Annotated in this window: 22 protein-coding genes; 5 read left to right on the top strand and 17 right to left on the bottom strand. The window is 68.7% G+C overall.

Annotated elements, in window-relative coordinates:
- Nucleotides 1–20 precede the first annotated feature (20 nt).
- The 4 genes from K8P10_RS02950 to K8P10_RS02935 are packed head-to-tail and all read left to right on the top strand — an operon-like array spanning nucleotide 21 to nucleotide 2,544.
- Nucleotides 21–275 (top strand): MoaD/ThiS family protein, encoded by a 255-nt coding sequence (locus K8P10_RS02950; RefSeq protein ID WP_224780312.1) that lies wholly within the window; start codon nucleotides 21–23, stop codon nucleotides 273–275.
- Complete coding sequence (gene glp / locus K8P10_RS02945) at nucleotides 268–1,545, top strand: gephyrin-like molybdotransferase Glp (protein WP_224780311.1); 1,278 nt, start codon at nucleotides 268–270, stop codon at nucleotides 1,543–1,545. Before K8P10_RS02950 ends, glp begins: the two co-directional genes overlap by 8 nt.
- A complete protein-coding gene (gene moaC, locus K8P10_RS02940) occupies nucleotides 1,538–2,014 on the top strand; it encodes a cyclic pyranopterin monophosphate synthase MoaC (RefSeq protein WP_224780310.1) in 477 nt (158 codons plus the stop codon). The genes glp and moaC overlap by 8 nt, the downstream gene beginning before the upstream one ends.
- Nucleotides 2,011–2,544: a molybdenum cofactor biosynthesis protein B gene (locus tag K8P10_RS02935; protein ID WP_224780309.1), complete on the top strand. Its 534-nt coding sequence runs from the start codon at nucleotides 2,011–2,013 to the stop codon at nucleotides 2,542–2,544. The genes moaC and K8P10_RS02935 overlap by 4 nt, the downstream gene beginning before the upstream one ends.
- Here the strand turns inward: K8P10_RS02935 and trmB are convergent.
- The 8 genes from trmB to K8P10_RS02895 are packed head-to-tail and all read right to left on the bottom strand — an operon-like array spanning nucleotide 2,523 to nucleotide 9,909.
- Nucleotides 2,523–3,269, bottom strand: a complete 747-nt coding sequence (gene trmB, locus K8P10_RS02930) for a tRNA (guanosine(46)-N7)-methyltransferase TrmB (RefSeq protein ID WP_224780308.1) — start codon at nucleotides 3,267–3,269, stop codon at nucleotides 2,523–2,525. The genes K8P10_RS02935 and trmB overlap by 22 nt on opposite strands.
- Entirely contained in the window at nucleotides 3,266–4,828 is a 1,563-nt protein-coding gene (gene der / locus K8P10_RS02925; protein WP_224780307.1) for a ribosome biogenesis GTPase Der, read from the bottom strand. The genes trmB and der overlap by 4 nt, the downstream gene beginning before the upstream one ends.
- Nucleotides 4,825–5,562 (bottom strand): (d)CMP kinase, encoded by a 738-nt coding sequence (cmk, locus tag K8P10_RS02920; protein WP_224780306.1) that lies wholly within the window; start codon nucleotides 5,560–5,562, stop codon nucleotides 4,825–4,827. Before cmk ends, der begins: the two co-directional genes overlap by 4 nt.
- Nucleotides 5,547–6,647 carry a prephenate dehydrogenase gene (locus tag K8P10_RS02915; protein ID WP_224780305.1) on the bottom strand — a complete coding sequence of 367 codons (1,101 nt, stop codon included), beginning with the start codon at nucleotides 6,645–6,647 and terminating at the stop codon, nucleotides 5,547–5,549. The genes cmk and K8P10_RS02915 overlap by 16 nt, the downstream gene beginning before the upstream one ends.
- The gene (locus K8P10_RS02910) at nucleotides 6,644–7,549 is read right to left on the bottom strand and encodes a pseudouridine synthase (RefSeq protein WP_224780304.1); all 906 of its coding nucleotides are present in this window, start codon (nucleotides 7,547–7,549) and stop codon (nucleotides 6,644–6,646) included. The genes K8P10_RS02915 and K8P10_RS02910 overlap by 4 nt, the downstream gene beginning before the upstream one ends.
- On the bottom strand, nucleotides 7,546–8,229 hold the full coding sequence (scpB, locus tag K8P10_RS02905; protein WP_224780303.1) for an SMC-Scp complex subunit ScpB: 684 nt from the start codon (nucleotides 8,227–8,229) through the stop codon (nucleotides 7,546–7,548). The genes K8P10_RS02910 and scpB overlap by 4 nt, the downstream gene beginning before the upstream one ends.
- The gene (locus K8P10_RS02900) at nucleotides 8,222–9,049 is read right to left on the bottom strand and encodes a ScpA family protein (protein ID WP_224780302.1); all 828 of its coding nucleotides are present in this window, start codon (nucleotides 9,047–9,049) and stop codon (nucleotides 8,222–8,224) included. Before K8P10_RS02900 ends, scpB begins: the two co-directional genes overlap by 8 nt.
- A gap of 5 nt (nucleotides 9,050–9,054) precedes the next feature.
- Nucleotides 9,055–9,909, bottom strand: a complete 855-nt coding sequence (locus K8P10_RS02895) for a ParA family protein (RefSeq protein ID WP_224780301.1) — start codon at nucleotides 9,907–9,909, stop codon at nucleotides 9,055–9,057.
- A 269-nt stretch (nucleotides 9,910–10,178) separates the two neighbouring features.
- Between K8P10_RS02895 and K8P10_RS02890 the strand changes: the two genes are divergently transcribed.
- Nucleotides 10,179–12,980 carry a LuxR C-terminal-related transcriptional regulator gene (locus tag K8P10_RS02890; protein ID WP_224780300.1) on the top strand — a complete coding sequence of 934 codons (2,802 nt, stop codon included), beginning with the start codon at nucleotides 10,179–10,181 and terminating at the stop codon, nucleotides 12,978–12,980.
- Nucleotides 12,981–12,993: 13 nt separating this feature from the next.
- Here K8P10_RS02890 and K8P10_RS02885 read toward each other — a convergent pair whose 3' ends face one another.
- The 9 genes from K8P10_RS02885 to K8P10_RS02845 all read right to left on the bottom strand — a co-directional run bounded on the left by K8P10_RS02885 (nucleotide 12,994) and on the right by K8P10_RS02845 (nucleotide 22,116).
- On the bottom strand, nucleotides 12,994–13,821 hold the full coding sequence (locus tag K8P10_RS02885; RefSeq protein ID WP_224780299.1) for a hypothetical protein: 828 nt from the start codon (nucleotides 13,819–13,821) through the stop codon (nucleotides 12,994–12,996).
- On the bottom strand, nucleotides 13,818–14,528 hold the full coding sequence (locus K8P10_RS02880; RefSeq protein WP_224780298.1) for a hypothetical protein: 711 nt from the start codon (nucleotides 14,526–14,528) through the stop codon (nucleotides 13,818–13,820). Before K8P10_RS02880 ends, K8P10_RS02885 begins: the two co-directional genes overlap by 4 nt.
- Nucleotides 14,525–15,118 (bottom strand): hypothetical protein, encoded by a 594-nt coding sequence (locus K8P10_RS02875; RefSeq protein ID WP_224780297.1) that lies wholly within the window; start codon nucleotides 15,116–15,118, stop codon nucleotides 14,525–14,527. The genes K8P10_RS02880 and K8P10_RS02875 overlap by 4 nt, the downstream gene beginning before the upstream one ends.
- Nucleotides 15,112–15,681 carry a signal peptidase I gene (locus K8P10_RS02870; RefSeq protein WP_224780296.1) on the bottom strand — a complete coding sequence of 190 codons (570 nt, stop codon included), beginning with the start codon at nucleotides 15,679–15,681 and terminating at the stop codon, nucleotides 15,112–15,114. Before K8P10_RS02870 ends, K8P10_RS02875 begins: the two co-directional genes overlap by 7 nt.
- A gap of 65 nt (nucleotides 15,682–15,746) precedes the next feature.
- On the bottom strand, nucleotides 15,747–16,352 hold the full coding sequence (locus K8P10_RS02865; RefSeq protein WP_224780295.1) for an alternate-type signal peptide domain-containing protein: 606 nt from the start codon (nucleotides 16,350–16,352) through the stop codon (nucleotides 15,747–15,749).
- Nucleotides 16,353–16,445: 93 nt separating this feature from the next.
- On the bottom strand, nucleotides 16,446–18,527 hold the full coding sequence (locus tag K8P10_RS02860; protein ID WP_224780294.1) for a VWA domain-containing protein: 2,082 nt from the start codon (nucleotides 18,525–18,527) through the stop codon (nucleotides 16,446–16,448).
- A gap of 278 nt (nucleotides 18,528–18,805) precedes the next feature.
- A complete protein-coding gene (locus K8P10_RS02855) occupies nucleotides 18,806–19,762 on the bottom strand; it encodes a site-specific tyrosine recombinase XerD (protein WP_224780293.1) in 957 nt (318 codons plus the stop codon).
- On the bottom strand, nucleotides 19,759–20,424 hold the full coding sequence (locus tag K8P10_RS02850; RefSeq protein WP_224780292.1) for an NUDIX domain-containing protein: 666 nt from the start codon (nucleotides 20,422–20,424) through the stop codon (nucleotides 19,759–19,761). The genes K8P10_RS02855 and K8P10_RS02850 overlap by 4 nt, the downstream gene beginning before the upstream one ends.
- Before the next feature lie 9 nt (nucleotides 20,425–20,433).
- Nucleotides 20,434–22,116, bottom strand: a complete 1,683-nt coding sequence (locus tag K8P10_RS02845) for a CTP synthase (protein ID WP_224780291.1) — start codon at nucleotides 22,114–22,116, stop codon at nucleotides 20,434–20,436.
- Nucleotides 22,117–22,118 lie beyond the last annotated feature (2 nt).

Here is a 22,118-nt window from a genome sequence, read left to right as displayed (position 1 = left end):
CGGCCAGCTACGATGTCGGTATGTCGCAGATCACCGTGAGATATTTCGCCGCTGCGGCGGAGGCTGCCGGCGTCGCGGAGGAGCAGATCGACCTCGGTCCTGCCCCGTCGCTCGACCGTCTGCGGGCCCACCTCTCCGAGCGCTACGGAACGGACATGGCGCGTGTACTGCGTGCCGGGTCGTTCCTCGTCGACGGTACCGTCCGTCGCGACGGCGGCGCGCTGCTCGAGGCCTCGCCCGTCGTCGACGTGCTCCCCCCGTTCGCGGGTGGGTAGACCCGTGGTCTCCGTCGAAGCCCATCTCCTCAGCGTCGCCGAACTGCTGGACCCCGTCGTCGACAGGGTGCGCGCCTCCGACCCCGAACTCGTCTCGATCGGCGACCCCGCACTGGCCGGCCGGGTGGTCGCCGAGGCCGTGCGGACCCGGATCCCGCTCCCCCCGTTCGACAACTCCCAGATGGACGGGTACGCGGTGCGCGCCCAGGACCTCGCACGCGCGTCCGGGCAGGAGCACGTGGCACTCCCGATCGGGGTGACGACGGCGGCCGGGGACACTCCGGTGCACCACGTTCCGGGGACGGCGTCTCCCGTCATGACCGGCGCGGCGATTCCCATCGGCGCCGACGCCGTCGTGCCGGTCGAGCGCACCCTGCCGGCCGCCTTCCCCGCCCTCAGTCGTTCGGGCGAGCGCTTCGTGCCGAGCGACATCACCTTCGCCGCTCCGGTCGAACCGGGCACCTTCATCCGCAGTACCGCCGAGGACCTCGCCGACGGAGCCGTCATCGTCGACGCCGGCACCGTGTTGACCCCGACCCGCATCGGAGCGCTGGCTTCGGCCGGCGTCGCGACGGCACCGGTGCTGCGACGCGTGAGGGTGCTCGTCTGCACGACCGGTGACGAACTCGTCGAATCGGGCGCCCTGCCACCCGGGCGAATCCACGACGCCAACGGCCCGATGCTCGCCGCGCTGCTCCGATCGACGGGGGCCGAGGTTCGGCTGCTCCACAGCGACGACCGCGCCGAAGCTCTCCGCGACCTCATCACCGTCGAGGCCCCGCGCACCGATCTCCTCGTCACCTCGGGAGGGATCAGCGCAGGCGCGTACGAGGTCGTGCGCGATGCGCTCGCTCCACTCGGAGCCCGCTTCATCGGCGTCGCCATGCAGCCCGGCGGGCCCCAGGGACTCGGCGCACTGGAGATTCCCCGCGCGGAACGGCCGCTTCCCACCCTGTGCTTTCCTGGCAACCCGGTCAGCACCGTTCTCTCCGCGTCGCTGTTCCTGTTGCCGACGCTCCGCGAACTCGCCGGCATGCCCAGGGAGTCGACGACCCGTGTGCGGCCGCTCGCCGTGGACACCCACTCCCCCGAGCACAAACTCCAGCTGCGCCGGGGCATCGTCGAGGCGGACGGCAGCGTCACGCCTCTGCCGCCCGGTTCGCACCTGCTCCACGACCTCGCCGAGGCCGATGTGATCGCGCAAATCCCCGCCGGGGTCGCGTTCGCACCCGCCGGCACCCCCGTCACCACCTGGAGGCTCCATGCCTGAAGATCGACTCACCCACCTCCGTGCCGACGGCAGCGCCCACATGGTCGACGTGACCGAGAAGGCGACGACGAAGCGCACCGCGCGCGCGGAGTCAGTACTCGTCACGCGCCCGGACGTCGTCGGCCAGCTGATGACGGGCGACCTGCCGAAGGGCGAAGCGCTCGGCACCGCCCGCATCGCCGGCATCATGGCGGCGAAGCGCACCTGGGAGCTCATCCCGCTGTGCCATCCGCTCCCCCTCACGAAGCTCGCGATCGACTTCGCGGCCGAAGACGATCGCGTCCGCGTCACCGCCACCGTCACCACCAAGGGAGTCACCGGTGTCGAGATGGAGGCGCTCACGGCATCGAGCGTGGCCGCGCTCACGCTCTACGACATGATCAAGGCCGTCGACAAGCACGCGCGCATCACCGACACCCGTGTACTCGCGAAGTCGGGCGGCAAGAGCGGCGACTGGAGCGCCGAGTGAACCGGTCGGGGCGGCACGCCGTCGTCATCGTCGCATCGACGAGCGCCGCCGCCGGCGAGGCGGACGATACGACGGGACCCGTGCTGCGCCGGTGGCTGCAGGAGCGGGAGTTCGAGACCTCGGCACCCGTCGTCGTCTCCGACGGCGCGGCTGTGGGTGCTGCCCTCCGCGAGGCCATCGACGCGCAGCCTGCCGTCGTGCTGACGACCGGCGGGACCGGTGTCTCCCCCAGCGACCGGACGCCTGAGGAGACCGAACGGATCATCGACATCCACCTCCCCGGCATCATCGAGGAGCTGCGCCGGGTCGGCGCCGAGCAGGTGCCGACCGCGATCCTCACCCGAGGGGTCGCCGGGTTCGCCGGCCGCACCCTCGTCGTGAACCTCCCCGGCTCACCCGGTGGCGTTCGGGACGGACTCGCGGTGCTCGACACCGTGCTCGAGCACGCGCTGCAGCAGCGCGCGGGCGTGAACCCGCGCGACCACCACGCGCACGGTGCGCGGAACCGTCAGAGCGACTCGCGCACGTAGGAGAGGTCGCGGATCGAGCGGCCCCGATCCTGCCCCTTCTTCTCGAAGGCGGTGAGCACGCGGCCTTCGAACCGTTCGGCCCATTCGCCGTCGAAGCCGCGGTCGAACCCCGGGGCGCCGTCGAGCACCTCGCGCATTTGCACGGCGTAGTCCTCCCAGTCCGTGGCCAGGCGGAGCACTCCTCCCGGGCGCAGTGCGCGGTGCGCGATCGCCGCGAAATCCGGCGCGATGAGGCGCCGTTTGTGGTGCTTCGCCTTCGCCCACGGGTCGGGGAAGAAGACCCAGATCTCGTCGACGCTGCCCGAGGGGAGAAACCGCTCGATGACCTCTGGCGCGTTCGCCTCTGCCAGCTTCAGGTTGGCGAGGCCTGCCTGCTCGGCGCGGATCATGGTGCGGGCGAGGCCGGCGCGGAACACCTCGATCGCGAGGAAGTTCGTCTCGGGGTGCGCCTCGGCCGCGTGCAGGATCGCGTGCCCCTGCCCCGACCCGACCTCGACGACGAGCTTCGCCTCGCGGCCGAAGAGCTGCGCGGGATCGGTCGCTGCATCATCGGCGACACTGGTCGCCGCAGGGCCGCGCGGCACGTCGACGAGGTAGCCGTGACGCAGTTCCTCCCACGCTCGCTCCTGGGAGGGCGTCATGCGACCGCTGCGTCGCACGAACGACACCGGCTTGTCCCGGTACCGCGAGGGGTCGAAATTCTTCGGAGGAAGGGGCTGGCTCATCGACGCCGCTTCTCGCGAATGCGCATGTTGATGACGAGAGGTGACCCCTCGAATCCGTAGCGCTCGCGCAGGCGTCGCTGGATGAAGCGGCGGTAACCGGGATCCAGGAATCCGGATGTGAAGAGCACGAACGTCGGCGGTCGGTTCTGCACCTGCGTGCCGAAGAGGATGCGCGGCTGCTTACCGCCACGCAGGGGGTGGGGATGAGCCTGCACGAGTTCGGCGACGAAGGCGTTGAACTTGCCGGTCGGAATGCGGGTGTCCCACGACTCGAGCGCGGTCTCGAGCGCTGGCACGAGCTTCTCGAGGTGGCGCCCGGTCCTGGCCGAGATGTTGACGCGAGGGGCCCAGTCGACGTGCGAGAGATCCTGTTCGATCTCGCGCTCGAGGTAGCGGCGACGATCATCGTCGAGCAGATCCCACTTGTTGAAGGCGAGCACGAGGGCCCGGCCCGACTCGAGCACAAGGTCGATGATCCGCAGATCCTGATCGCTGATCGGCTCGGAGACGTCGAGCACGACGATCGCGACCTCTGCCTTCTCGAGGGCCGTCGAGGTGCGCAGCGAAGCGTAGAAGTCCGCGCCCTTCTGCAGGTGCACCCTGCGGCGAATGCCCGCCGTATCGACGAACGTCCACACGCGCCCGGCGATCTCGACCTGCTCGTCGATCGGGTCGCGCGTGGTGCCGGCGATGTCGCTGACGACGGCGCGCTCGGAACCGGCAGCCTTGTTCAGCAGGCTCGACTTGCCGACGTTCGGTCGCCCGAGGATCGCGACGCGGCGGGGCCCGCCGAGCTTCGGCTGCGCGACCGCAGACTCGTCGGGCAGGGCGGAGATGACCTCATCGAGCAGGTCGGCAACACCGCGGCCGTGCAGCGCCGAGACGGGGTGCGGCTCACCGAGGCCGAGCGACCAGAGCGCTGCGGCCTCAGGCTCCTGGATGGCGTCGTCGACCTTGTTGGCGACCAGGAAAACCGGCTTGTTCGTGCGGCGCAGAAGACCGACGACGTGCTCGTCGGTCGCGGTCGGGCCGACTCGGGAGTCGACCACGAACATCACGGCGTCGCACAGCTCGATCGCGACCTCCGCCTGCTGCGCGACGGCGGCGTCGATGCCGCGCGCATCGGGCTCCCAGCCGCCCGTATCGACGACGGTGAAGCGCTTGCCGACCCACTCGGCCGGGTAGCTCACGCGGTCGCGAGTGACACCAGGCACGTCCTCGACGACGGCCTCGCGGCGGCCGAGGATCCGGTTCACGAGCGCGGACTTGCCGACGTTCGGGCGTCCGACGATGGCGACGACCGGCAGCGCCTCGGCCGAGGGCTCCGTGAATCCGATGAACTCGCCGTCGGCGTTCACGAGGAACGCGTCTTCTTCCTCGAGCTCGTACCCCTCGAGGTTCGAGCGCATGGCCGCGAGACGCTCCTCGTCGGTCACGTCGTCGCTGTCGAAGGCCGCATCGTATTCGCCGCCGACGATCACGTCGTTCTCGTCGATCTGCGACGGGTCGAACGCCCCCTCGGCGTCGGTCCCGTCCGGTCCGGTGTGCTGGTCGGTCATGGGGTGTCTCCGTTCGCGGCGGACGTGGAGTCCGCCAGTTCGTTCTGGGCGCCGCGGACCACGTCGATCACGGCGTCGACGGAGCCGTCGAAATCGAGATCGCTCGTGTCGATGAGCGTCACGCCTGGCGCTGCGGTGAAGAAGTCGACGACGAGCGCATCTTTCGCGTCGCGGGCTTCGATGTCGGCGAGCACTTGCTCGTGGGTCATGCCGGGGAGCTCACCGGCGCGGCGCTGCGCGCGCACGTCAGGGGAGGCGGTCATCAGGATTCGGACCGGCGCGTCCGGGGCCACCACCGTGGTGATGTCGCGGCCCTCGATCACCACACCGGGGAGCCCGGACTCGGCGACGATCCGGCGGAACATGGCGTTCAATTCGTCGCGGACGCGCGAGTGCTTCGACACTCGGCTGACCTGCGCGCTGATACCCGGTTCACGGATGGCGGTGGTGACATCCGAGCGGCTGCGATCCGGCACCTGAACCGTGACCTGCTGCGGCCCGCGCAGCGTGGTCTCGTAGCGCCACGAGCCGAGCACGTCAGCAACTGCTTCGGCCGAGTCCAGGTCCACCCCTGTCTCGAGCGCGGTCCAGGCAAGTGCGCGATAGGCGGCGCCGGTATCGAGGATGCCGAACTCGAGTCGCTCGGCTGCGGCGCGGGATACGCTCGACTTGCCGCTGCCGGCAGGCCCGTCGATGGCGACGAGGATCGGGGCGTCGGTCACAGCGTTCTCCATCCGCGCTCGGTGAGGTCTCGCCTCGCGCTCTCGACCACTTCCGGAAGGACCGCGATCTCGGCGAAGCCGATCTGGGCGCCCGGCGAGTGCTCGAGGCGCAAGTCTTCCATGTTAACCCCCAGCTCTCCGAGTTCGGTGAGCAGACGTCCGAGTTCGCCGGGTTGATCGTCGACGAGCACCGTGAGACGCACGAACCGCTCGGAGGAGCCGTGCTTACCGGGGATCCGCGCGACGCCGCGGTTACCGTCCGCGAGGAACCCCGCGATGGCGCGCTTCGCGCCGGGGGCGTCAGTGTCTCGGAGGGCACCCGTTAGCGCGGTGAGATCGGCCTGCACCCCTTCGAGGAGTTCGACGACGGGACCGCGGTTGGCGGTGAGGATCTGCACCCAGAGCTCCGGATCGCTCGATGCGATGCGCGTCGTGTCGCGCAGGCCCTGCCCGGCGAGTCCGACGGCCTGGTCAGCGGCGGGGAGCAGACGCCCCGCGAGCAGGCTCGAGACGATCTGGGGAAGGTGGGAGACGACGCCGACGGCGCGGTCGTGGTCCTCGGGAGTCATCTCGAGCGGCGAGGCTCCCAGGTCGAGTGCCACGGCCTCCACGAGTGCGAGCGATGTCGCCGGGGTTTCACCGTCTCGGCAGATGATCCACGGGCGCGCGGTGAAGAGGTCGGCGCGGGCCATGATGGCGCCGCCGCGCTCGCGCCCCGCCATCGGGTGCGACCCCACGTAGCGGGTGAGGTCGACGCCGCGCGCTCGGAGCGCCTTGTACGGAGCGAGTTTCACGCTGGCGACGTCGGTGACGGTGGAAGCGGTGAAGCGCGCGAGCGCGGCTTCGACTGCGTCGGCGGTGACGTCTGGCGGAGTCGCCACGACGACGAGCGCTGGTTCGGGATCGGAGGCTTCCCGTACCCGCCCAGCTCCGTAGTCCGCGGCGAGCGCGACGGTGGTCGGAGACAGGTCTTCGAGGGTGACATCGACGCCGAGTTCGCGCAGGCCGAGGCCGACGCTGGCGCCGAGCAGTCCGGCGCCCACGATGTGCACGGGTCCCGCGGTACGCGCGGTACGGGCTCCACGGATTTCGCTCATCGGTCCGAGCCCTTCTCGTCTCGTCGGGTGTTCGCCCCGCGTTCGTCCGGTCGCGGGCCTCGCCCGTGCGGGTTGCCACGGGCGGCGACGCCGCGCATGCCCTTCGCGCCCTTGCCGTCCCCCGGCCGTCCGCCGGTGGCAGTGACGCCGTCACTCGGTTGAGTCGCACTGAGCAGCGCCCCGCGCTCCCCCGAGGAGAGTTCGCGCATCTCGCCGATGCCGAGTGTGCCGAGCGAGAGCGGACCGAAGCGCCGCCGCACCAGTTCCACGACGGGGTGCCCGACTTCGGCGAGCATGCGGCGCACGATGCGGTTGCGACCCGAGTGGAGGGTGAGCTCGACGAGCGAGTGGCTCGCGCCGCGGCCGCCAGGCAGAATCTTCGCGTGATCCGCGTGGATCGGCCCGTCGGCGAGTTCGATACCGTCGCGCAGCCGCTGGATCACGGCGGGCGTCACCCGCCCGCGCACCTTCGCGATATAGGTCTTCTCGACGCCGAATTTCGGGTGCGCGAGTGCGTGGGCCAACTCCCCGTCGTTGGTGAGGATGAGCAGGCCGCTCGTGTCCGTGTCGAGTCGGCCGACGTTGTACAGCCGCTCCTCGAAGCGGTCGGTGAACTCGCGGAGGTCGGGTCGGCCCTGCTCGTCGCTCATGGTGGAGACGACGCCCCGCGGCTTGTTCAGCATGAAGTAACGCTTGGAGACGTCGAGCTGCACGACGACGCCGTCGACCCGCACCTCGTCGTGCGCGATGTCGATGCGGCTGCCCAGCTCGAACACGGGTTCGCCGTTCACCTCGACTCGGCCGCTGGCGATGAGCGTCTCGCACGCGCGCCGCGAGGCGACACCGGCGTGGGCGAGCGCCTTCTGCAGGCGGGGCCTCTGATCCTGGGGTGCTTCGCTCACGCGTCGCTCCGTTCCGCGTCGTCGAGCGATGGTACGGGACTGGGCGCAGCGTGGAGCCCTTCCGCGTCGAAGCCGTCGCTGCCGTCGTCGAGCAGCGGTGAGATCGGGGGCAGCTCCTCGATCGAACCGATGCCGAGGTGCCGCAGCAACTCGTCGGTCGTGCCGTACAGGAAGGCGCCTGTTTCGGGGTCCTGCCCGACCTCGGTGATGAGTCCTCTCCCGACCAGTGTGCGCACAACGGAGTCGACACCGACGGCGCGGATCGAGGCGATCGCTCCGCGTGAGATGGGCTGCCGGTAGGCGATGACGGCGAGCGTCTCGAGCGCGGCCTGCGACAGCTTCGCCGGGCTCTGCTGCTGCACGAAATCGGCGATGACGGGGTCGAGGCTCGCGCGGACGTAGAAGCGGAACCCTCCGGCGACCTCGCGCAACTCGAAGCCCCTGGGCTCCCCGTCGGCGCCGCCGTCGTAGTCGGCGATGAGCGCCGCGACCGCACGCTTCACCTCGCGCACCGGACGATTGGTGGCGGTGGCGAGCGCGACGGCACTGAGCGGCTCATCCGCGACGATCAGCACGGCCTCGAGCTGCTGCTCGAGCGTGTGCCGACTGCGCACGCGGTCGAGCTCGCTCTCGGTGTCAGTCTCGGTATCGGTCTCGAGCGTGTTCACGTCTTCAGTCATAGTCGGTTCCCAGGGTTGCGAGGTCGTCGTCGGACCAGTGCTCACCGGTCCACGTCACGGTCAGCTCGCCGAGCGGTTCGAGTTGTTCGAACGTGACGGCGGATCGCCGGTAGAGTTCCAGGATCGCGAGGAACCTCGCGACGATGACGCCCTGCTCGGTCACTCCGGCGATCATCTCACGGAACGACTGCCGACCGGCAGTGCGGAGCAGGGACACGACGATCGCCGCCTGCTCGCGGATCGAGACGAGCGGCGCGTGGAGGTGCTCGAGTCCGACCGTCGGGATCTCTCGCGGGGTGAATGCCAGCGTCGCGATGGCGGCGAAGTCCTCGGGCGAGAGCGTCCACACGAGTTCGGGGCCGCGATTGCGGTACTGGTGGTCGAGCGGCGTCTGCCGCGGATGCCTGGCGGCCTCGGTCGCGAGTCTGCCCCGGAACCAGTCGCTCGCCTGTTTGAAGGCGCGGTACTGCAGCAACCGGGCGAACAGGAGATCCCTGGCTTCGAGCAGCGCGACGTCATCGGCGTCGACGACCTCGCCCTGCGGGAGGAGGCTCGCGATCTTGAGGTCGAGGAGCGTGGCCGCCACGACGAGGAACTCGGAGGCCTGGTCAAGTTCGACGAGCCCCTGCCCTTCCAGACCGGAGAGGTACGAGATGAACTCGTCCGTCACGAGGCTGAGCGACACCTCGGTGATGTCGAGCTCGTGCTTGCCGATGAGGTTGAGCAGCAGGTCGAACGGCCCGTCGAATGAGTCGAGGGTGACGTGGAATCCGGGCGCGGCCCCCGCGCCCAGCCCTTCTTCCGTCTGCTGCGCGGCCATCGGCTCTACGCGCAGAGCTTCCGCTCGACGAGTTCGCGTGACAGCCGCAGGTACGCCTCAGCGGCGGAGTTGCTCGGAGCGTAGTCGAGCACGCTCTTCGCCGCGATCTGCGCGTCCGGCAACTTCACGGTGCGGCCGATGACGGTGTCGAAGACCTTGTCGCCGAACGTATCGACGACCCGCTCGAGCACCTCGCGGGCGTGGAGCGTCCGGGGGTCGTACATGGTGGCGACGATTCCGTCGAGCTCGAGCATCGGGTTCAATCGGTCGCGCACCTTGTCGATCGTCTCGATGAGCAACGCGACGCCGCGAAGAGCGAAGTACTCGCACGCGAGCGGGATCAGAACGCCGTGGCTCGCGGTCAGCGCGTTGACGGTGAGCAGGCCGAGCGAGGGCTGGCAGTCGACCAGGATCACGTCGTAATCGGGCGCGAGCTTCCGCAGCACACCGGCAAGGATCTGCTCGCGCGCGACCTCGGTCACGAGGTGCACTTCGGCGGCCGAGAGATCGATGTTCGCCGGAATCACGTCGAGACGCGGCGTATCGGTGTGCTGGACCACGTCGCGCGGGTCCTTCTCCTTGCCGAGCATGAGGTCGTAGATGGTGGGTACGTCGTGCGCTGGCACCCCGAGTCCAGCGGACAGCGCGCCCTGCGGATCGAAGTCGACGGCGAGGACGCGACGACCGTAGCGCGCGAGAGCGGCAGCGAGGTTGATGGTGCTCGTCGTCTTGCCGACGCCGCCCTTCTGGTTGCACATCGCGATGATGCGCGCGGGCCCGTGACGGTCGAGCTTCGGCGGAACCGGGATGAATCGGTCGGGTCGCCCCGTCGGGCCGGGTTTCGCCGCGTTGGTCGCCACTCTCGCCCCTCTCGTTCCGCTGACGCTCCATCCTATCGTGCACCCGGACCCGCCACTGGAGGCGTGCCGAGGGAGCGGGAGCGCAGGCTTTCCGAGAGCAGTCGTCACACTCCCGCGCGGGTCCGTCATACTCGGCGAACTGTTACGCCTCGGTGTAAAATTCGAGCCGGGGAACAATAGGGCCTGTCGCGGACTTCGGGTTTCAGCGTCGACACACGAACGCAGACGGGCATCACTTCGGTGATACACACGCTGAAAAGGGGTGCGGCATGCCGCAGAACATTTCGCAGATCCGCGGCCGCCAAGCCGAGGAGCTGACGGCCGATGCGCTGCGAAGCGACGGGATGCTCCTCCTGGTGACCGGTGTGACCGGCACCGGCAAGACGACCTTCCTCCGCAGGCTCGGTGAGCACATCGATCGCGAGAACGTCGGCCCAGTCCACTACGTGAGCGCGGACGAATTCGAGCACGAGATCCCGTTCAGCTTCATCGAACGCATCCTGAGCGCTGGCCTGACCCGGAACGCGCAGATCGATCCGTCCACCCCGTCGGCAGAGGTGGCGACCCGTCTCTTGCACGCCCTCGTCGACCTCCCCGACGGCGCGCTCCGGACGGTGCTCATCGACAACGCGCACTGGATCGACAGCGCTTCGGTGCGTGTCCTCAGATACATCATTCCCCGCGTGGTGCAGCAGCGGGTGGTCCTGGCGTTCGCGACGCGCTATCGCGACCACCCCGAGTCCTTCGCTGCCCACCTGAGCCGAGTGACCGATGCGAACCCCCAGCATCGCCGCTTCGATTTCGAGCCGTTGACCGTCTCCCACATCAAGGGCCTCGCGATCGAGCGCCTCGGCACCGGCATTTCAACCGCCGCAGCGGAGAAGATTCTCGGGGCCACCGGAGGAACGTTCTCCGGTGTCGAGCGCGTGTTCGGCCAGCTCACATCGGATGAGATCCGCCAGTTGCACCTGACCTGGGACGTCCCGATTCGCGAGTGGGTTCCCATGGACGAGGATCCGACGCTCAGACCGTACACCGAACTCGATGACGCCGGACGGCTCGCGACGGAGATCGTCGCCCTCGCCTCGCAAGAACTCAGCGCCGCTGAAGTGCTTGCCGTCGCCCGCAGCCTCGGCGGAGAGGTGGACATCTCGGCGGCCACCTCGGCCGCACTCATCGTCGAATCCGGATTCGGCACCACACTGGCGCCCGCTCACGCACTGATCTCGTGCTCTCTCCGCCAGCGGCTGAGCACGGAACGCTCCCAGCTGATCTCTCGAGCCTTGGCGGGGGTCACCGACGGGTTCGTCGCCGTGGCCCACGCCCTCGACGGCGCCTCGGGTTGGGACGCCGGGCTCGCCGAAACAGTGAACGAGTACGTTGAGGATGCTATTCGGCGCGGTCGGTTTGACCACGCCGACGAGGCGATCCGTGGTGCTCTCGGGCTCGCATCCGGAGCGGAGCGTGAGCGGCTCCTGCTCGACCTCGTGCTCCTCAATCTGCGAAACAAGACCGGGTTCGCCGTTCTCGAGTTCCTCCCGGAGATCGAGACGCTTCCCCCGTCCCTCCTTCGGGAATGCGTTGCGATCGCCCTGGGCATGTACCGGTTCGAGGACGAGCCGGAACTCGAACGACTTGACCGGGCGCTTTCAGGGAGCAACGCCGATGACGACGCTGACACCCGCACGCTACGGGCCTTCCTCGCGTCGATCGCGGTCATCATCTCGGCACGAAGTCGGGCGGCGCATGAGTTGACTCCCCTCCTCGAACGCGCACATAAGCTCTGGGAGCAGGCCCCGGAGGAGCCGGCCGACCTCGCTGACGCCCGCCTCGCATGGATGATCGCGCCGCGGGCCTACGCGCTCATCCTGGAAAGCCACCACGCCGCACGCACGCTGAAGCATCAGCACCCCGGTAACGCCAGAGTGGAGTTGATGGCCCTCATCGCGCGTGCGCGCGCACTCCCTCTCGGAGCGCACCGCGCCGATGCGCTGGCGCCGCTCGCGCAGCTCGCGATGTCGCTCGGCGACCTCGACCTCGCGCGCGAACTCTCGGGCGAAGCGATCGCCTCGTCCGAGCACGGGGAGCCCCCGTGGGCTGCCGGGACGATCCGGATCATCCATGCCCACTCGCTCATGCTGTCAGGTCGTCTGCAGGAGGCACGCAGCTCGCTGAGCGATGCCGAGGAAGTCATTTACGGTTCACTCGAGGTCGGAGTGCGACTGACATCGTCGGCACTCCGCGCGTCGATCGCGGCGATCACGGGAAGCGAGGACCCGCAGCAGCTGCTCGTCGTCGCGTCCCGACTCCCCGATCTGCCCTGGGAGAGCTATGGGGCCGATCTCGCGATCATGGCCGAGTGCGAAGCCGCCCGGTCGAGCGGGGACCCCCACGCCGTCATCACTGCGACCGAACCCAAGCGCGTACAGCACCTGACCACGACGCAGCACGGCTACCTGACCTATCGCGCGCACGCCCTGATCGACGTTGGCCGGCTCCCGGAGGCCGAGGAGCTCGTTGCGGCGCTCTCGGACCTCAGGGGAAATCGCTGGTTCGAGTTCTGGGGGTCACTCGAGTGGCTCCGGGCGCGCATCGCGGAGGCACGGGTGGTGCGCCACGACGAGAGCTCAGAGCTGCCCGACCACCACTACCGGACCGCGCTCGATGGTGAGAACACGCCACTCGTCGAGGCCCTCACACGCGCGGACTACGCGGCCTATCTCGTGTCTCGAGGCCGCGCCGGTGATGCCCGGGCGCAGATGCACCGCGCTAGAGAGATCGTGTCGCGCATCGGTGCGCACGCCTATCTCCCCCGGCTCACCGATCACCCCACCGAGATCGGGGAGCACGAGGGCACCGTGCACCTGGATCTCCTGGCGACACTGACCCCGCGCGAGGACGAGATCGCCAAGTACCTCGCGGACGGACGTTCGACGAAGTTCATCTCCGAGGCGCTGTTCGTCTCCCCGGCGACTGTGCGCTTCCACGTCGCCAATGTCCTGCGCAAGCTCCAGGTCTCCAGTCGGAACGAGGTGTCGCGGGTGCTGCGCGGCCCCCTCCGCACCCCGTAACCGATCCGCACGTTCAGGCGCGTCCCGCGCGACTGCGCCGCAGCCCTGCCCGCCCGGCAAGAAGGCCGAGCGGAACCAGCACGGCCGCGGCGAGCGCTCCCCAGAGCAGCGACCCTCCGGTGTTGACGAGCGTGTCCGCCCGTTCAGTCGCCGTGGTCACCGGAGAACCCGATTCGGGGCGCTCAGACGGTGTCGGCAGGAAAGGGTCAGCCGGTGTGATCGGTGGCTCCGGATCTGCGTCCCCTCCCAATGTCAGCACCACGTCGAAGGAAGCCTCGCGCGGCGCCACGTTCGCACGGTTCCCTGAGGTCGCGGAGGCGTCGAAGACGTAGCCGATCGAGACCTCCGTACTCGCGCCCCGGTCGAGCGGGATCTCCAGGATCGGGGTCTCCCCGTTGGCCGCGAGAGCGCTGAGACTCGCCGCTCCCCCGTCCCAGCGCAATTCGACGTCGTCGTAGAAGTTTCCCTGGTCGCCGCCGCTGCCCGAGGAACCCGCGTCGGAGACCTGATGCTCGGGTTCGTGGTGCACGTCGGGGCTGTCCGGATCCTTGAGGACGACGTCGGTGATCTTCGCGCGGAGCGTCCCTGCAGTAGGGCCGTCATTGCGCACGTGAAGGGTGCGCATCGCGTGATCTCCCGGCACCGACACCGGTGTCCCGACGAACGACTCGGTCATCACTGCGCCGTACTCGGAGCCGTCCCATGACAGCTGGATCGCGTCGGCTCCGGTGTCCGTCTGCGGAGCGGCGAGCGCAGGTGCGACCGGCCCGAACAGTGCGACTGCCGCTACCGCGACGGCCGCGGCACCCGTGATGGTGCGGTGTCTCGTCAGCGTGTTCACGGGGTCACCTCTCCTGGCCTGAATGTCTCGTACGTGAACGTGATCTGGTGGTCTGGCTCATCGGCGGGGTCGACCGAGGTGCTCACCTGGGTGGCCCACTGGTCCTTCGCCGTGACCCGGGACGCATCGGGGGCCTTCGCCGTAGCGGTCGCGGTGTTCGCGTACGCCCCCTCTCCGGGGAGGCGATCCACCGTCGCCACGAGACACCAGAACTCGGTCGTCGGCGTCTCGGTGCTGGAGTAGGCCGCGTCCACCGGTGTCGAGGTGAGTCCCGGCTGCTGCTGCGGGGCCCGTGATACGGAGCAGTCCGCGGCACCGGCGACCGGGAAGATCACGGTGTCGGAGGCGCCGAATACGCCGTCACCCCAGTCCGCAGGACCCTCGACGGTGTACCGCAGCCCCAGATTGCCCTGGCTGAGCGAGTCGGTCTGGAAGGGCACCGCCACCTTCCCCTCGGCGACGAGGGTCTTCGCCTCTGCCTCGCCCACCGAGACCGAGATGCGGTTCCCCTGCGCGGCCTGCGTCGCTCCCGGCCGGCCCGCCGCGAAGAACTCCGCGCCGCTCGAAATGCTTCCCGTGCGCGAGGCGCTCGCGTTCCACAGCGCCAGGGTGCTGCCCCCTGCGCCGAGGAGAATGCCGGCGAGTGCCGCGACGGCGACAACGGCCATGCCCCTGCGACGCGATCGGATCGGAGTGTCGGTGCTCACTGGAATGCTCCCCCGGTACGGACCTGCTGCAGGTCGACGGTGAAGTCACCGAGGTCGGTGACCTGGGCGGCGCTCTCGACACCGAAACGGTCGTTGAGCCCCGAGAAGTCGAGAGTGAAGGCGAGGGTCACGGTGCCGTCCTCGGCTCCGGTCCCGGTGAGATCGAAGGTCTCACCCTGCGATGCCGTTCCGATCGGGTGCGGCGTTCCGTCGGAGCCGACCACGGTGTACGTCCCGGTGACGCCCGCCGGAAGCTGGGGCGCGCGGGTCCAGTCGACCAGCGCCTCTGCACGCATGTTGTCCCCCTCGAAGGCGACGGAGAAATCGTATGTCGCGGTCATGGTGTCGCCCCGCCGTACCAGGAAGGTGTCGGGGTCGATCGGCTTCGGCGCATCGGCGACATCCGCCGACGTCTCGGTCCACACCGGGTCGTCGACCGACGCGACCTCGAGATCCCCCGAGGTCACCGTCATCCCCTGAGCCGGTTGCGCGGCGTTCCAGACCGCGAGGGTACCGCCGGAGAGCCCCACGCCCCCGACCAGCGCGGCGATCGCGATGAGCGGCAACGGCCACTGCGTTCTGTTCAGCATGTGATTCTCCTGGTCTGCAGACGGTGGCGACCGCGCGCTCGTCCTGATGCGAGCGCACCGCTCGCGGTGGCGAAGATGCCGTATCCGATCAGTCCGGCACCGGCGATGATGATGAGCGTGCTGCGGTGCTCGCCGACCAGCATGGCCGCATGACCGAGGTATGGGATCGAGTACCTCACCGATCCCATCACCTGGTCGGCGACGATCGGATCGTCATCGCTGCCGTTGGCGTCGCCCCGGGTGACGTACTCGGCGCCATCGGTGCCCTCGCTCACCGCGACGATACGGTGGGTGATCAGCGTGGGATCGTCCGAGACCGGCTGGAATGTGATGACGTCACCGATGCTGTACCGGTCCTCTGGGGCCGAGATCACCATGTCGCCTGGCGAATAGGTGGGCTCCATCGACCCGGTCAGCACCGTGAGCGCCGATCCTCCGAGAACTCGGGGGACCACTGCGACTGCTGCGGCGAGTGCGAGCACCGCCAGGAGCACCACAGCGAACGCGCCGGAGCGGATCGCGCGTCCCTGGGTGTGCTGGGTGTCCTGTGCGGTGCTCTTCATGATCGCTCCTGGGGAAGGGTGCCGGAGAGGGGGAACCCTCCGGCACCCGGCTTAATGGGCCGTGTTCAGGCCCTGACCTGGGACAGCTGGATGGTGGAACCCGCAAGTTCGGCCTGCGCCTGCACCAGGTCACGATCGCTGGTCGACTGGTCGAAGGTCACGGAGACGACGACCGTGAAGTCGGTGGTGCCGTCGGTGGCGGAGGGAAGCTTCGCGAGCGTGCCCGGGGCACTGTTGTCGCTCGACGCGAGGGTGACGTCGACGCCGCTGGAGGAGCCCGTAGCCACCTCATTACGGTCGGAGTCGAGCACCGTGTACTCGACGTCGACGAGTCCGCTCTTGAGCGCTCCCGTCAGCGCGCCGCCATCCTTCAGCGCGAGATTCGCGACAAGGTTGTCGCCCTGGAGTCCGGCGTCGACGGCGTACTCGCCCTGGATCGTGTCGCCGGGTACGATCTTGAACGACGCGAGATCGATGTTGTGGGGGCTGTCTGCGCGGTCGGCCGACACGTCCTTCCACTGCGTGCCCACGACGTCGACGTCGAGGTTGCCCGAGGTGATGACCCCGCCGGGGGCCTTCCCGCTGTCGCTCCAGAGTGCGAAGGTCGATCCGGCGAGGAGCAGGGCTGCTCCGGCCGCGCCCGCAATGATTCCGGTGGTCTTCTTGTTCATGAGTTTCTCCTTCGAAGTGGCCCGACACTTCGGTCTGGGCGAGGTGGGTGGTGGTGAGCGTGATGAATGGTGGTCGGGAGAGAAGAGGGGCCGCTACCGTGCGGTGACGGGGCCGGAGGCGGTGCAGGTCATGGACTTGCCGGCGTCGAGCACGGTGCCGGGGCACGAGACAGCGTTCGCGGCGAGTTGATCGTCGACGACGGCGATACCGGTGAGCTTCGTCTGGCCCGTGTTGGTGACGAGGTACTTCCACGTGATTTGCGTCCCGCTCGGCACCGAACCACCATCGGGAAGCTCGCGGGCGTTCTCGAGTCCTGCGCTCGTCGGGGTGTCCCAGGCGCTCTTCTCGATCGTCAGCCCGGGCTTCAGCGTCTGGGTGTTCAGGAAGGTGCAGTCGACCTGGTCGCCCGCGGTCACCGAGATCTTCGCGTTCGGCGAGGAGACGGGCACGTTCGTCCCGTTCACCGTGCAGGTGATTTTCGTGAGGTCCCAGCCGTCGCGCGTCTGCGCGGTGCTCATGGTCTCCGTGAGGGTGACCTCGGACGTACCCGTGGGCGACGAGAAGCCGAGATCGTACGAGACCTGGCCCGACGAGTTGGTCTGCTGGGTACCCGTGCGGCTGAGCTTGCCCTGTGTGGCCGTGGCATTGAACCCCCAGCCGGCGCCGCCCTGCACGGGACCGCTCGTGCCGTAGGCGTGGGTATGCTTCGTGATGTCGATGTCGGCCTGGCACGTCGCGCCCTTCGCGACGCTCGAGAGGACGCCGGCGAGCTGGTTCCAGTCCGCTTGGAAGTAATCCGCTTCGTTCGCGTTCCCACCCGATGCGTAGCCGCTGACTCCGGAGACCGCGCGCAGGTTCGCGGGGTTCCCCTTGATGCCTTCCCCGACACCGACCGCGAGCACCCGAGTGCCCTTCGCCTTCAACGCGTTCGCGGAGAAGATCGCGCGCTCGTTCTCGATGAAGCGGGTGGCGTTGCCTGGCCCGCTGGCAGACGGGCCGTAAAAGGTGGGCTGCCCGTCAGTCACGACGATAGCGAGATCGTACTTGGCGGCATCATTCGCGACCTGCCAGATGCCCTGGTCCCAGTTCGTACCTCCGCCCGTCGCATATGCGTCGATTCGATCTTTGATCGTCTTGCGGTTCGTGCCGGTGTCGATCGCCATCGAAGCGTAGTTGCGTCCGTCGGCTCCGGAACTCCTGGGCGCGATGTCCGCGAAGGTGAAAAGCGCAATCGAGGATCCTGTTCCCGCGAGCGAATCGACCATTCCGTTGGCCGCTTTCTTGAGGTTGCCGAGATCCGACGAGACTGAGCCAGAAAGATCTAGGATCAGCGCGACTTTCAGCCCGGTCTCACAGGTCAGTGGAAGCTGGGGATTCATACGCGAGGTCTGCCACGTCCCACTCGAGTCGCTGGCGCTTGCATTCAACAGCCACGAACCAATCGAGTATGAAGCATCGTTCATGAAGTCGACTCGTGAGCTGTAGGTGTTCCCAGAACGCAAGTTCGCGCCGGTACGGAAGCGATACTCGTTCACTCCACTGGTCACGAGCGGCGAATTGAGGTACCACCCCTCGGGAGCGGACGAGGCCACAACCCAGAACCGACGGTCGCGGTTCGCCCCACGATTCTGCGTATCGGGCACGCGGAACGAGCAGTCGCCCTGCGCGTCAGAAGTACAGGTTGCCCAAGCTTCAGTTCTTGCAGCACCGAGGTTGTTCGCGTCGCCATCGTGCAGACGCAGCTTCACCCCGGCGAGGTTGCTCGCGGCAGCGCTCCCGGTCCGGTCTCCGCCGACCTTCACGGTGATGACCGCTTCGTTCGCGCCAGGAGCGGGTACGGACAGGGGCGCGACCTGGGATCGCGCCGCTTTCGGCGCCGGAGCCTTCGCAGGAGCCTCCTCGGGTGCCTCCTCCGCCTGCTCGGGGGCGGGCGTCGACTGAGTCTCCTCGGGGGCCGGCACCGGTGCCGCTTCCTCGGGCGCTGGAGTCGCGCCGGGGTCCGTCTTCTCAACGGCAGGGGCGTTGAGCGCTGCGTCATCGCCGACCGCGAACGCGCCGGCCTGACCGGCCGTGCCGATGAGCACCGTCGCCAGCAGCAGTGCCACCAGACGGCCCGCGGGCCGACCGGCTCCGCGGTGCGGCGGGCGGCGGACAGGCATGTTGAAGCGCGTCACACGAATCCCCTTTCGGTGCTGGCGCACCGCCCGTTTTCCCGAGATTCGAGTGTTTCCCCTGGGCGGCTGCCGTGGCCGCTCGACTCTCGAGGACCTCACATGAATCACGTTAGAGATCGCGGGAGCGCAGCAAACTCACCGTTTGAACGGGGTGCGTGTGGGGTTTCGCGGGGCCGCGGCGTGGGGGACGCGGGGTGAATGCGTTGGATCGGCGCCCCCAACACTTCCCAACACCGGTTGGGCTGCGTGGCCTGAGTGGGCGTCGCTGGGTGAGGCGGCTACCGCGCCCGCGGGTGGGCGTCGAGGTACCGCTCTCGCAGCGTGTCCGCAGTGACCTGCGTGTAGATCTGCGTCGTCGTCACCGATGAGTGGCCGAGCAACTCCTGCACCGTGCGCACGTCCGCACCACCGGAGAGCAGGTGGGTCGCGAACGAGTGACGCAGGGTGTGCGGCGACACCTCGGCCGTGACGCCGGCGCGCTCTGCTGCCGCCCGGATCACGAGCCAGACCGTCTGCCGTGACACGCGCCCGCCGCGCGGCCCGACGAAGAGCGCAGGGGTACCGGACCCGCGCGATGCGAAGTCCGGTCTGACCCGAACGAGGTATGCGGCGAGCGCGCTCCCCGCATACCGCCCATACGGCACGAGGCGCTGCTTGGAACCTTTACCCCGGACGAGTAGGAAGCCGCCGTCGCCGAGGGCGCGTTCGGGATCAGCCCACACCTCTCCCCCGCCGGGGCCCGCGAGGAGGTCGTCGACGTCGAGCGCGGTCACCTCGCTGACGCGGGCCCCGCTGGCGTAGAGGAGTTCGAGCAGCGCCCGATCCCGAATCGCGGTCGCGTCGTCACCCGAGACGGCCTGCAGCATCGCCTCGACGTCGGCGATCGGCAGCGCCTTCGGAAGTGACCTGGCCTTCTTGGGCGAGCGCACCCCGCTCCCCGCGTACTGGGGCAGCAGGCCCTCGTCGAAGAGGAACCGGTGCATGCCCCGCACAGTGGACAGCCGGCGCGTGATGGATGCGGCCGCGAGATCTCCGGATTCTCCGAGCTCGCGCACGTACGCCGACAGCGTTTCCGGTACGACCGTCGCGAGGTCGGTCACTCCGGCGCGCTCGAGCCAGACGCTGTACGCGTCGAGGTCTCTGCGGTACGCGGCGATGCTGTGGGACGACAGGCCCCGTTCGATGCTGACGTGACGCAGGAAGCGCGCCGCGCCGTCTCGAGGCGGGAGTGTCACGCCCGGCTGCGGGATCGCTCACCCCGCACGGCGTCACGACGCTCCCACGGGGCGTCGGCGGGCCGCAGCGTGGACCAGCCCGCCGCACGCGCAGCGGATGCCGCGAGCACCGCGATCATCGTCGTCGAGTTCTGCACCCGTCCTGCGAGCACGGCTTCAACGGCGTCGTCGAGCGGGATCCAGCGCACCTCGATCTCCGCTTCCTCTCCCTCGCGCACGTAGTCGTGCTCGATGGGACGGAGGTGACGGGCCAGGAAGATCCTCACGGCTTCGGTGCTGCCGCCAGGGCTCGAGCACACATCGGCGAGGATGTCCCAGCGATCCGCCGCAAGGTCGGCCTCCTCGGCCAGTTCGCGTCGCGCACCGGTCAGCGCGGACTCGCCGTCGACATCCATCAGCCCGGCGACGATCTCCCAATCACGGGTGCCGATGGGGTGACGGTACTGGCGAAGCAGCAGGATCCGATCCTGCTCGTCGATCCCGAGCACTGCGGCGACTCCGGTGTGATCCACGTAGTCGCGCACGAGCTCGGCATCGCCGAACGCGAACCGGTCCCTCCGCACATCCCAGACGGCGCCACGGGCGATGACCTCGGACTGCAGCACCTCGATCTCGGGAGCGGGTGCGTCGGAGATGAGGGGCTCGGCTGCGGCGTCGGTCACGGGGTGCTCCTAGTCGTTAAACAGACGGGCGGCCTCGCGCCGCTCGATGCCGGCTGCGACGAGCCCGGCGAACAGCGGGTGCGGCGTTCCGGGGCGCGACCGGAGCTCGGGGTGCGCCTGGGTGCCGATGTAGAACGGGTGGCGATCCCGCGGCAGCTCCACATACTCGACGAGCTGCCGGTCGGGGCTCGTACCGGAGAACGCGAGCCCAGCGGAGGCGATCTCATCGCGATACGCGTTGTTCACCTCGTAGCGGTGGCGGTGCCGCTCGCTCGCAGACGAAGCCCCGTACAGCTCTGCGGCGAGTGACCCCTCCGCCAGCTCAGCCTCGTAGAGCCCGAGCCGCATCGTGCCGCCGAGGTCGCCTCCGTCGATGTGCTGGGCCTGCTCGGCCATCGTCGCGATGACCGGGATCGGGGTCTCCGGATCGAACTCGGATGACGAAGCGCCTTCGAGGCCGGCGACGTTGCGCGCGTACTCGATCACCATGCACTGCATTCCGAGGCAGAGGCCGAGCGTCGGGATTCCGTTCTCCCGGGCGAAACGGAGGGCGCCGAGCTTGCCCTCGATGCCGCGCACGCCGAATCCGCCAGGCACGCAGATCGCGTGCAGATCGCCGAGGTGCTCGAGGGCTCCCTCCGGAGTCTCGCACGCGTCCGATGGCACCCACTTCAGATTCACCTTCGTGGCGTGGGCGAACCCGCCGGCACGCAATGCTTCGCTCACCGAGAGGTAAGCGTCGGGCAGATCGATGTACTTGCCGACGAGGCCGACGGTGATCTCGCCGCGCGGGTGATGCACGGCGTCGAGCACCGGCTGCCAGTTCGTCCAGTCCACAGCGGGAGCCTGCTCGGCGAGGCCGAGGTGCTCGACCACCGTCTGGTCGAGGCCCTGATCGTTGAAGAGGCGGGGCAGGTCGTAGATGCTCGGCACGTCGACGGCGTTCACGACCGCGCCCTCATCGACATCGCACATAAGCGCGATCTTGCGGAGGTTGTCGTCGGTGACGGGACGATCGCTGCGCAGCACGAGCGCATCGGGCTGAATACCGATCGATCGCAGCGTCGCGACCGAGTGCTGCGTCGGCTTGGTCTTCTGCTCGCCAGACGCGCCCATGAAGGGCACGAGCGAGACGTGGACGAAGATCACGTTGTTCCGGCCCAGCTCGTGGCGCACCTGGCGAGCGGACTCGAGGAACGGCTGGGACTCGATGTCGCCGACCGTTCCGCCCACCTCGGTGATGATGACGTCGGGGCGCGGATCTTCCTCCGCCTGCAGCCGCATTCGCCGCTTGATCTCGTTCGTGATGTGGGGAATCACCTGCACCGTGTCGCCGAGGTATTCGCCGCGGCGCTCCTTCGCGATCACGGTGGAGTAGATCTGTCCGGTCGTCACGTTCGCAGCCTGCGACAGATTGATGCCGAGGAAGCGTTCGTAGTGCCCGATATCCAGGTCCGTCTCGGCACCATCGTCGGTGACGAAGACCTCGCCGTGCTGGAACGGGTTCATGGTGCCCGGATCGACGTTCAGATACGGATCGAGCTTCTGCATCACGACGTGCAGCCCGCGCGCGGTGAGCAGGTTGCCCAGACTCGCGGCGGTGAGGCCCTTGCCGAGCGAGGAGACCACACCCCCCGTGACGAAGATGTGCTTGGTCGTCTTACGCTGATCCGCGTTCTGCTCTGCTCCCACGG

Origin of the sequence: Leucobacter sp. Psy1 (genome assembly GCF_020096995.1) — a bacterium.
GTDB lineage: Bacteria > Actinomycetota > Actinomycetes > Actinomycetales > Microbacteriaceae > Leucobacter.
The sequence above is the reverse complement of the archived record's forward strand: the minus strand, read 5'-3'. Positions and strand labels throughout refer to the sequence as shown.